This window comes from Gordonia hirsuta DSM 44140 = NBRC 16056, assembly GCF_000333015.1.
Classification (GTDB): Bacteria; Actinomycetota; Actinomycetes; order Mycobacteriales; family Mycobacteriaceae; genus Gordonia; species Gordonia hirsuta.
On record NZ_BANT01000068.1, the window covers coordinates 1 to 8270 of the forward strand.

Annotated in this window: 13 protein-coding genes; 12 read left to right on the top strand and 1 reads right to left on the bottom strand. The window is 67.9% G+C overall.

Features of this window, described 5'->3' with window-relative positions; genetic code table 11:
* Window positions 1–464 (top strand): hypothetical protein (locus GOHSU_RS15975; protein WP_005944334.1); only part of this gene is annotated, 464 nt, incomplete at its 5' end.
* On the opposite strand, the gene GOHSU_RS15980 is transcribed toward GOHSU_RS15975, so the two are convergent.
* On the bottom strand, window positions 451–945 hold the full coding sequence (locus GOHSU_RS15980; protein WP_005944337.1) for a hypothetical protein: 495 nt from the start codon (window positions 943–945) through the stop codon (window positions 451–453). The two genes, GOHSU_RS15975 and GOHSU_RS15980, sit on opposite strands and share 14 nt — an antisense overlap.
* Window positions 946–1098: 153 nt before the next feature.
* On the opposite strand from GOHSU_RS15980, the gene GOHSU_RS15985 reads away from it, so the two are divergent.
* The 11 genes from GOHSU_RS15985 to GOHSU_RS16035 all read left to right on the top strand — a co-directional run bounded on the left by GOHSU_RS15985 (window position 1099) and on the right by GOHSU_RS16035 (window position 7985).
* Window positions 1099–1428, top strand: a complete 330-nt coding sequence (locus GOHSU_RS15985) for a thioredoxin family protein (RefSeq protein WP_024333008.1) — start codon at window positions 1099–1101, stop codon at window positions 1426–1428.
* A gap of 291 nt (window positions 1429–1719) precedes the next feature.
* Complete coding sequence (locus GOHSU_RS15990) at window positions 1720–2832, top strand: tyrosine-type recombinase/integrase (RefSeq protein ID WP_487042770.1); 1113 nt, start codon at window positions 1720–1722, stop codon at window positions 2830–2832.
* Window positions 2833–2884: 52 nt separating this feature from the next.
* On the top strand, window positions 2885–3235 hold the full coding sequence (locus GOHSU_RS15995) for a hypothetical protein (RefSeq protein WP_155821350.1): 351 nt from the start codon (window positions 2885–2887) through the stop codon (window positions 3233–3235).
* 201 nt (window positions 3236–3436) lie between these two features.
* Window positions 3437–3610: a helix-turn-helix domain-containing protein gene (locus GOHSU_RS16000; protein ID WP_245551779.1), complete on the top strand. Its 174-nt coding sequence runs from the start codon at window positions 3437–3439 to the stop codon at window positions 3608–3610.
* 140 nt (window positions 3611–3750) lie between these two features.
* Window positions 3751–3915, top strand: a complete 165-nt coding sequence (locus GOHSU_RS16840) for a hypothetical protein (RefSeq protein ID WP_155821352.1) — start codon at window positions 3751–3753, stop codon at window positions 3913–3915.
* A complete protein-coding gene (locus tag GOHSU_RS16005; RefSeq protein ID WP_005944353.1) occupies window positions 3912–5165 on the top strand; it encodes an AAA family ATPase in 1254 nt (417 codons plus the stop codon). The genes GOHSU_RS16840 and GOHSU_RS16005 overlap by 4 nt, the downstream gene beginning before the upstream one ends.
* The gene (locus GOHSU_RS16420) at window positions 5162–5770 is read left to right on the top strand and encodes a competence protein CoiA family protein (RefSeq protein WP_005944356.1); all 609 of its coding nucleotides are present in this window, start codon (window positions 5162–5164) and stop codon (window positions 5768–5770) included. The genes GOHSU_RS16005 and GOHSU_RS16420 overlap by 4 nt, the downstream gene beginning before the upstream one ends.
* A gap of 340 nt (window positions 5771–6110) precedes the next feature.
* Window positions 6111–6383 (top strand): hypothetical protein, encoded by a 273-nt coding sequence (locus GOHSU_RS16020; RefSeq protein ID WP_005944361.1) that lies wholly within the window; start codon window positions 6111–6113, stop codon window positions 6381–6383.
* On the top strand, window positions 6380–6691 hold the full coding sequence (locus GOHSU_RS16025; protein WP_005944365.1) for a hypothetical protein: 312 nt from the start codon (window positions 6380–6382) through the stop codon (window positions 6689–6691). The genes GOHSU_RS16020 and GOHSU_RS16025 overlap by 4 nt, the downstream gene beginning before the upstream one ends.
* A complete protein-coding gene (locus GOHSU_RS16425; RefSeq protein ID WP_005944367.1) occupies window positions 6684–7076 on the top strand; it encodes a helix-turn-helix domain-containing protein in 393 nt (130 codons plus the stop codon). The genes GOHSU_RS16025 and GOHSU_RS16425 overlap by 8 nt, the downstream gene beginning before the upstream one ends.
* An 18-nt stretch (window positions 7077–7094) precedes the next feature.
* A complete protein-coding gene (locus GOHSU_RS16035) occupies window positions 7095–7985 on the top strand; it encodes a major capsid protein (protein WP_005944368.1) in 891 nt (296 codons plus the stop codon).
* Window positions 7986–8270 lie beyond the last annotated feature (285 nt).

Below are 8270 nucleotides of genomic sequence, written 5' to 3' on the forward strand. Positions count from 1 at the left end.
TGTTCCGGTACGATTCGGGCATGCGCAACCCCCGCTTCTTCCTCACCGGAACCCTCGCGACCGCAGGCCTTCTCGCCCTGAGTGCGTGCGGGGACGTGCCCCGCTCGGATGATTCGCCGGAGTCCAACACCCAGCGAGCACAGGCGATCGTGGAAACGTTCGCCAACTCCTATAACGAGGCGGGCCTGAGCGATGCGGTCGAGCAGACGTTCTGCCCCGGGGACGCCGACGGATGGTCGGGCCGCCAGTCGTTGGACGATTCGGCGTATTCGGCCGGCTCGATGACCGTGTCGACACCGGCCAGCGTCGAAGGGCATCGGGGACAAGCGGGAGTTCAGGTGACGCCGGCGGAACGTTCAGCCCAGCACTACGAACTCTCCCTGCGGAAGGACAAGACCCAGGGCTGGTGCATCAGCGGGGTGACCCCCGCAGCCGGCGGATCCGGCGGGCTCAAGGACCAGTGACCCAGGTGTCGCCGGCACACATGATCGCCAGGCCACTGGGATCCTGAGCGACACGATCGACTGCCGAATCGCACGGGGCGCCGACATTGTGGACCTCGGCGCTGCGATCGGCGTGCCGGACCCAGCGGAATCCCCCACCGGGGCCGACATAGGCGCAGACCACACTCGTTCCGGTCACGTCGGTACCGAACTGCCGCACCTGAGACTCCAGACAAGGCCCGTCGAGCACCACTGCCGAGACGCTGGGCGCCGGATCGGCCTGGCCCTGCTGCTCAGGGGTCTGGGGTTGCGGGTCTGCGGGCTGCGGCGGAACAGAATCGTTGGTCTCGGTGACCACCACCGTGTGCGGCCCAGCGCTCGGCTCGGCCTGTGCACCCCGGGTGAGCAGGTAGGTCACAGAGGCAGCCAGGGCGAGTGCCAATACGAGTGCGGTGCCGGCGAGAAGGCCGGTGACCTTGGAGTTCCCACTACGCGATGCCACTCCCTGTTTGTAGCAGCTTCTGTGTCACCACCTGGTCCGCAAGACACGCCCCGCGGTGACCGCATGATCTGGCGTCAGGGCGGCCGGTGGTCGTGTCAGCGGTGATCCGCACGACCGCCGGCCCGAACTCGCGGAGTACGTATCGTGGACCGCATGACCGAATCGACGGGTTACCTGGAGGAACAGCCTGGGCGCGCCGACATCGACGCGCTCACCGGACCGGCGCTGCTGGTGTTCGGCACCGACTGGTGCGGCCACTGCCGGATCGCCGAGCGTCCGATGGGCCGGGCGCTGACCGACCACCCAGGAGTGCAGGTGATCCGGGCCGAGGACGGTCCGGGCCGTCCCCTGGGCCGCTCGTTCGGCGTCAAGCTGTGGCCGACGCTGATCTTCCTGCGCGACGGTCAGGAGGTCTCCCGGCTCGTCCGCCCGACCGCCGACGGCCCGATCGCCGAAGCGCTGGCGGAAATCGACGGCTCCTGACGCCATTCGGTGTCTCTAAGGGCACATTAGGGGCCCGAACGCCACAGCCGACCGGCTTTGCAGGCTTTTGACCTGCGCTTATATACTGCTCCGCCGCCAGGACTCGAACTTGGCTCGGTTTACGAGGTATTCGATTAGGTCTACCTGCGGTTATTGACTCGATTACCGCTGGTAGGGAACACTCTACACATGGACACGACCAGACACAATGGGACAGGCCATGTCGTCCCTATTGCACGTTAGTAGCACGAAGTGGCTAGGCGCGTAAGGCTTCGGCGCGGCTTCGGACACGTGCGAGAACTGCCGTCAGGCCGGTTTCAGGCGTCGTATCTCGATCCAGACCGACCGGGGGGTGGCCTCCGCATCTATGCGCCGCGAACTTTCGACGCGGAAACAGATGCCGAAGGCTGGCTTGCGGCTGAGCACCGGCTGATGGACCTGGGTACGTGGATTCCGCCGGCCGAGCGTGCTGCCGACGCGGTTCCGGTGGTGGTCACCCTGCGGTCGTACGCCGGTCAGTGGCTCGCCGAGCGGGACGTCTCCCCCAAGACTCGGGCGCTGTACCAAGACCTACTCGATTCGCGGATCCTCCCGATTCTCGGGGACGAGTTCATTTCGGACATCTCGCCGGCGCTGGTGCGGACCTGGTTTGCGGGCATGGGCGACAAGACGCCGACGCGGCGGGCTCACGCCTTTCAACTGCTCCGCACGATCATGAATACCGCGACCGAGGACGGTCTTGTCTCGGAGAATCCGTGCAAGATCAAGGGCGCCGGTCAGGTGCCGAAGCGGCGCGACATCGTGCTGCTGACGGGGGCCGAGCTCGCTGCCGTGTCGGCGGCGATGCCTGAGTCGTACCGGGCTGCGGTGCCGGTCGCGGCCGGTGCTGCTCTGCGGTTCGGTGAGTTAATCGAACTGCGCCGCAAGGACGTAGTGGTGACCGACTCGGGCACGCTGCTGCGGGTGCGGCGGGCCTGTGTGCGTGTCGGGGACAAGATGGTGGTCGGTGCTCCCAAGAGTGCGGCCGGCGTCCGCGATGTGAACCTGCCCGGCGATGTCGCGGCGGTGCTCGCCGCCCATATGAAGCGGCATGTCGGCCGGGGGCCTGAGTCGCTGCTGTTCCGAACCACCAGAGGGAACCGGCTCTCCCAGTCGGCGTTCACCAAGTCTTTCAAGAACGCTTTACCGGCCGGTAAGAAGAACATGAGGGTTCACGATCTGCGGCACACTGGCGCGGTGCTGTTCGCTCACGCTGGGGGGACCACCAAGGAGATTATGGCGCGGCTCGGGCATACGACTCCGGAGATGGCGATGCGCTATCAGCATGTGGCGGCCGGTCGGGATGCTGCGCTTGCGGCGCGGATGTCGGTGTTGGACGACGGAAAGGACGAGGGCGATGCGTAGCTCCAAGACTGAGCGGATTCGGGTAACCGATCGGGGCTCTACCGTGGCGGTGGTGTGCCGGATTACCTCGACCGTGGGCGGGGCCGAGCATGTCGAGTGGACTGTTGAGCGGGTGCAGACGCCGGACTCGGCGCGGAAGTATGGGCGGCGGCACTGGGCGCACCCGGATGCGCTGGCCTGGCCTGAGAACTACCGCGGGGTGTCGGTGTCCGGGGGTGTGATCGACGACGGCGCTGGCGGCATCGAGGTGGTCGAAGGCGCCCGGTATCGGGTGCTCGGGCCGCGGCATGAGGTTGCGGTCACCCTGCCCCAGTTGGGGCGGGTGCTCGGGCCTCTGGTCGATGCTGGCCGGGGCCGGGTCGATGCTGAGGTGCTGCGGGATCTGCTGCGGAAGTACGGGTAGCCGGGTGGGGTTCTGTCACTGTCTGGCCTCTGGTGCTAGTGTCAGTGGCGTTGGGCGTTACGTCCGGCCTGAGCCTAGGCAGCGAACCTAGGTGCGCGACTAACCTGGTCGTAGCGACTGCTGCGGGACGATACCGGTTGAGCACTGCTCCTGGGCCTCCCGCTGATTGGCGATGGAGTGCCTTTCATGTCGGCTACGACGATGCTCACGATTGAGCAGGTTTCACAGAAGTACGAGATTTCGACCCGAACAGTTCGCCGGTATCTGGCATCCGGGCGGCTGCGTGGCTACCGGATCGGACCGCGGATGATCCGACTGGATGCTGCCGAGGTCGCCGAGGATCTGCTCGGTTCTCAGGTGGGTGGTCGGGCGTGACGGCACGAAAAAGCCCCGCCGGGTCGGGCGGGGCCTCTTCTCCAAAAACAATGTCCCTCGCCGCCGAGTATAGCCGACGTCGGGCGGCTTCGGCCCGGCTAGAACGGTTGGCTTGTGGCTGCGCGGATCCGTGGTCGTGTTTGTGCCGGCGGCCTGGCCTGGATCCGGATGCGGCTGCGGCCGCTGATGCGCATCTGCGTGCGGCCGGGTTCGCTCCGTCGTGGGTCCGCGCCGATCTGCTCGATCTGTGGGACAGCGGCTACCGCGGGCTCGCTGCCCATCTGGCTGGGGCGGTGTCGGCATGAGTGGCGACGATCTGCGACATCAGATATCGGTGGTCCGGCTCTCCGACGTTGTGCCTGAGCGTGTTCACTGGCTGTGGCCGGGGCGCTTGCCGGCCGGAAAGCTGGTCACCCTCGACGGCGATCCGTCGCTGGGTAAGTCCACCTTGGCGCTGTCGTTCGCGGCGACGATCACCACGGGCGGTCACTGGCCGGACGGTACCCGCTGTAGCTCCCCGGCCGATGTGGTGCTGCTGTCCGGTGAGGACGGGCTAGCCGATACGGTGCGGCCTCGGCTCGACGCTGCCGGCGCCGACGTTCAGCGCGTTCATGCTGTGCAGGGAATCCGGCTGGACGACGGCACCTTGGTTCCCCCGACGCTGGCGAACGTCGCCGAGCTCGAAGACATTATCCGCCGGACCGGGGCGCGGCTGCTGGTCGTGGACGTGCTGATGGCGTTCCTGCCCTCGCGGGTGGATGCGCACAAGGATCAGGACATCCGGCGCGTGCTGTCGTGGCTCGCGGCGATGGCTGACGCGACCGGCTGCACGGTGCTGCTGCTGCGGCACCTGAACAAGTCCAAGGGCGGCGACCCGATGTACCGGGGTGGTGGTTCCATAGGCATCGTCGGGGCCGCCCGGTCGGGGCTGCTGGTCGCTGCCGATCGGCAGGATCCGGCGGTGCGTGTGCTCGCCTCTACCAAGTCGAACCTGGGGCCGGCTCCGGCGTCCCTGCGCTATCGGCTGGTCTCGGCTGACGAGCTCGGGGTGGCTCGGGTGGAGTGGCTGGGCATTGACGAGCGGGATGCGCGTGCACTGCTGGCCGACCACGACGGCGACGGCGACGAGGACGACGACAGCGCACTTGGAATCGTTCGGCAGTACCTATCCGAGTGCGGCGGGTCCGCTCCGGTGTCCGATGTCCTCAAACACACTCGATCTGCTGGCCTGACCGACAACGAGGTCAAGAAGAAGCGGGCGGCCAAGTCGTCGGGTATCCGGTCTAAGCGTGTGGGGTTCGGCAAGGGCGCCGGCTACGTGTGGTCCATAGATTCCCCCATGGATTCCATGGATTCCACCTCTCAGAACGTGGGAACCCATGGAACCCATGGGGAATCCATGAGGGGTGATGCGGTCCCGGATTCGGGGGACTTCGCCGAGTCTGAGCAAGGTGGCAAGTGGCCTACCTGTCTCGGCTGTGGTCGCCGGATGAGCCAGTGGAATCAGACGTGTATCGACTGCGATGCGGCTGACTCTGACGGGGGGCTGCCATGAGGTACGCGCTCTCCCCGACCGGGGATCTGATTACTGCGACGCCGGGCGCGGCCGGGGTCTGCCGCGGCTGCGGTGGTGGCCTGATCCCGAAGTGCGGTGGCCTGACCGCTTGGCACTGGGCGCACCTGGCCCGCGACTGCGACCAGTGGGCCGAACCGGACAACTCGTGGCACCTGGACTGGCAATCGGCGGCGCCGGCCGATCGGGTGGAGGTGACAATCGGGCCTCACCGCGCCGACATCCTCACGCCGGACGGCCGAGTGGTGGAGGTTCAGCACTCGCCTATCTCTGCGGCCGCCATTGTGGAGCGGGAACAGTTCTACGGGCCGATGGCGTGGATCTTCGATGCTCGGGAAGCGTTCGCCGCTGAGCGGCTGATCCTCTACCGGCGTCCGACGTGGGCGGGGTTCCGGTGGAAGCACGCGCGCCGATCCGTGCTCGCGTGCTCGCGGCCGGTGTTCCTGGACTGCGGCGGCGATCTACTGTTCAGGGTCCGCCGGATCGGCATCGATACCCGGGGCCGCTGTACCGGGTGGGGGACGGTGGGGTCCGCCCGCGACTTCCGGGTCTGGCTGGCCGGTCCGGCGGGGGCGGTGGCGGCGTGAATGAGTTCGATCGGTGGAGTCTGGTAGACGACTCCACGCGCCGCTGCCTCTGCGATGTCGGGTTGCCGGGGCGGTCGGCCGCCGAGACTGTCGAAGCCGACGGTGAGCGTGTCCTGTGGATCCTGGCCGACGAACTGGTCGGCGACGATTCGGCGGACCTGGGCGCCCGGCGCCCGGCGCACGAGAAGGTCGGGCCGTTGCCGGCTGGCTGGGCTGAGCGGGTACGGCTGGCCGGTCGTCGGTGTGGGCGGCCGACTAAGGCTGGGCGTCCGTGCCGGGCTCCGGTCTCCGTGGCCGGTGCCTCGTGTTTCCGCCATCGGGTCGAGGGGGGTGGTTCGGTATGAGTGCGGACCTGAACAAGATGCTGGTGCTCGATCGGCTGGCCGGTGCTCTGCTGGCCGCCGGCCTCGACAATGATCACGCGGGCGTCGGGGCGGTGGTGGAAGCGCTCGCCGGCCTCGAGGGCGCCGATGCCGCTGATCTGGCCGGGGCGTTGGTCGGGGCGATGCGGGCGGTCTCCGGTGCTGATCTTCGGGTGCTGCGGGCTGATCTGCTCGAGCTTGCGCGGGTGGCTGCGCTTCTCGAGGCCGACGACGACGGGGGCGACCGGTGACCGGGGCGCTGGTCGCGGCGCTGGCCCGGCAGGCCGACCTGCCCGGCGGCCGCATACCCGATTTCTCCGGGGCCGCGTGCCTGGGCCTGTGGGACTTGTTCGACGAGGGCGGCGTCGGTGAGCCTGCCGAGAAGGTCTCGGCCCGCCACGATCGGGCGGTCGCACTGTGCCGTGCCTGCCCGGTCCTGGACGCCTGCAAGGTGTGGGCGTCGGGGTTGCCGTCGAAGAAGCGGCCGCCCGGTGTGCTGGCCGGCCGCCGGCCGTGGACCAAACAGGATCCGGCCGCCGGGGGTGGTCGTCATGCCTGAAGCGATCGGGCCGGGCGTCTGGCTTTCGGTCGCGGACGCGCGGCTGGTGGTGAGCTCGTTTGCCACGCTTCGGCGGCACCTGGGGGTCACTGGGGGCCGGGTCGCGTTGCCTGTCGAGGATCTGCACCGCCGGATCCTTGCGGCAGCGCAAGCGGCTTCCGGTGCGGGCGCAAGCGGATTCGACCGGCTGCTCGATCCGGCCGACGCTGACAGTTATGAGGATCAGATTGGGACGGCGACGGCCGCGGCACTTCTGGGCTGTACGCCTGCGAACGTTCGCGACCTCGCCGGCCGCGGCACGCTGCCCGGCCGGCGGATCTCCGGCCGGTGGGTCTTCGATCGGACCACAGTTCAACTCGAAGCGGCCCGGCGTCGGCGCTGCTGACACCTGAAAGGCGAAAACATGGCACTGTTCACTCCCACCAGTTCCGGCGGCAAGATCACGTTTCGGCAGATTCTTCAGCGACCGTCGGTCATCGAGTCTGAGATTCGGCGCCTGACCGAGGAAGACTCCCTGACCAGCAAGTTCTTTACTCCGTTCGCTGGTCCCGTCGCGGGCGGCGGGATGGAATACAACAAGGCATCCCTGGCCGAGCTGACCCTAGAGAACGAGGTCGAAGAACGCGCGCCGGGCGGCGAGTACCGGGTCACCCGGCCGGTCGATCCCGACGCCGACGTGGCACCTGTCCACGACTGGGGCACCACAGTGCAGGTGTACGAGGAACAGTTGGCGCGCGGTCAGGGCGACTATTTGAAGCGGGTTGCCGCGCAGATTTCAAACACGCTGGTGCTGCAACTCGACTCGGCGGCGATGGCTGCACTGACCGCGGCCTGCGATCCCGCTGAGAGTATCTTGGGGTCGGACTGGTCCGACTTGGTGTTCGTCGGCGATCCGACCGACATCACGCCGAGCTCGGAGCGGCCGACCGCCGACCTGAGCCGCGCGCAACTCGCCGCCGATTTGCAGGGCCTCGGGCACCAGTACGACACCTTGATTGTGCATCCGACTCAGGGGCACGAACTCCGGTCCGCCTACGGCCCCGACCTGTCCGGCGCGCTGGCAAGCGCCGGGATCACGTCACTGGTAACCAACCGGCTGGTCGAACCGGGCGTCGCGTGGGCACTCAAGCAGGGCGGCGTCGGGTACGTCGGCTTCGAGGACGAGTCCGGCATCGTCGTGCGTGCCACCGAGTACCCGAACCGGCGCACCTTGGAACTGACCGCCTACTTCCAGCCGGCCCTTGCAATCTCGGATCCGTCGGCGTGCAAGCGCATCACCGCTCTCGCCGGGTGATCGGCCGCGCTAGGCAGCGCGCTCCAAGACTCGCGCTGCGGCTGCGTCGGGTAAAAGCCGGCCGCGGCGCGTGAGGCCGCCGAGACGGATGGGTCGTTCCATCGTGGGGCTCCCCGTCTCGGCGGTCTCGGCTGCCTCCACCACGACGACGGCGCCGACCAGGACCACGGCGACGGCGCCGCCCAACCACAACCGACTCGACCACCACAACAACCGACCTCGACCGAAGCGACCACCAGTGCCCGAAGTACTCCGAACTCTCGACCTCGCCGACGGAATCGCCAT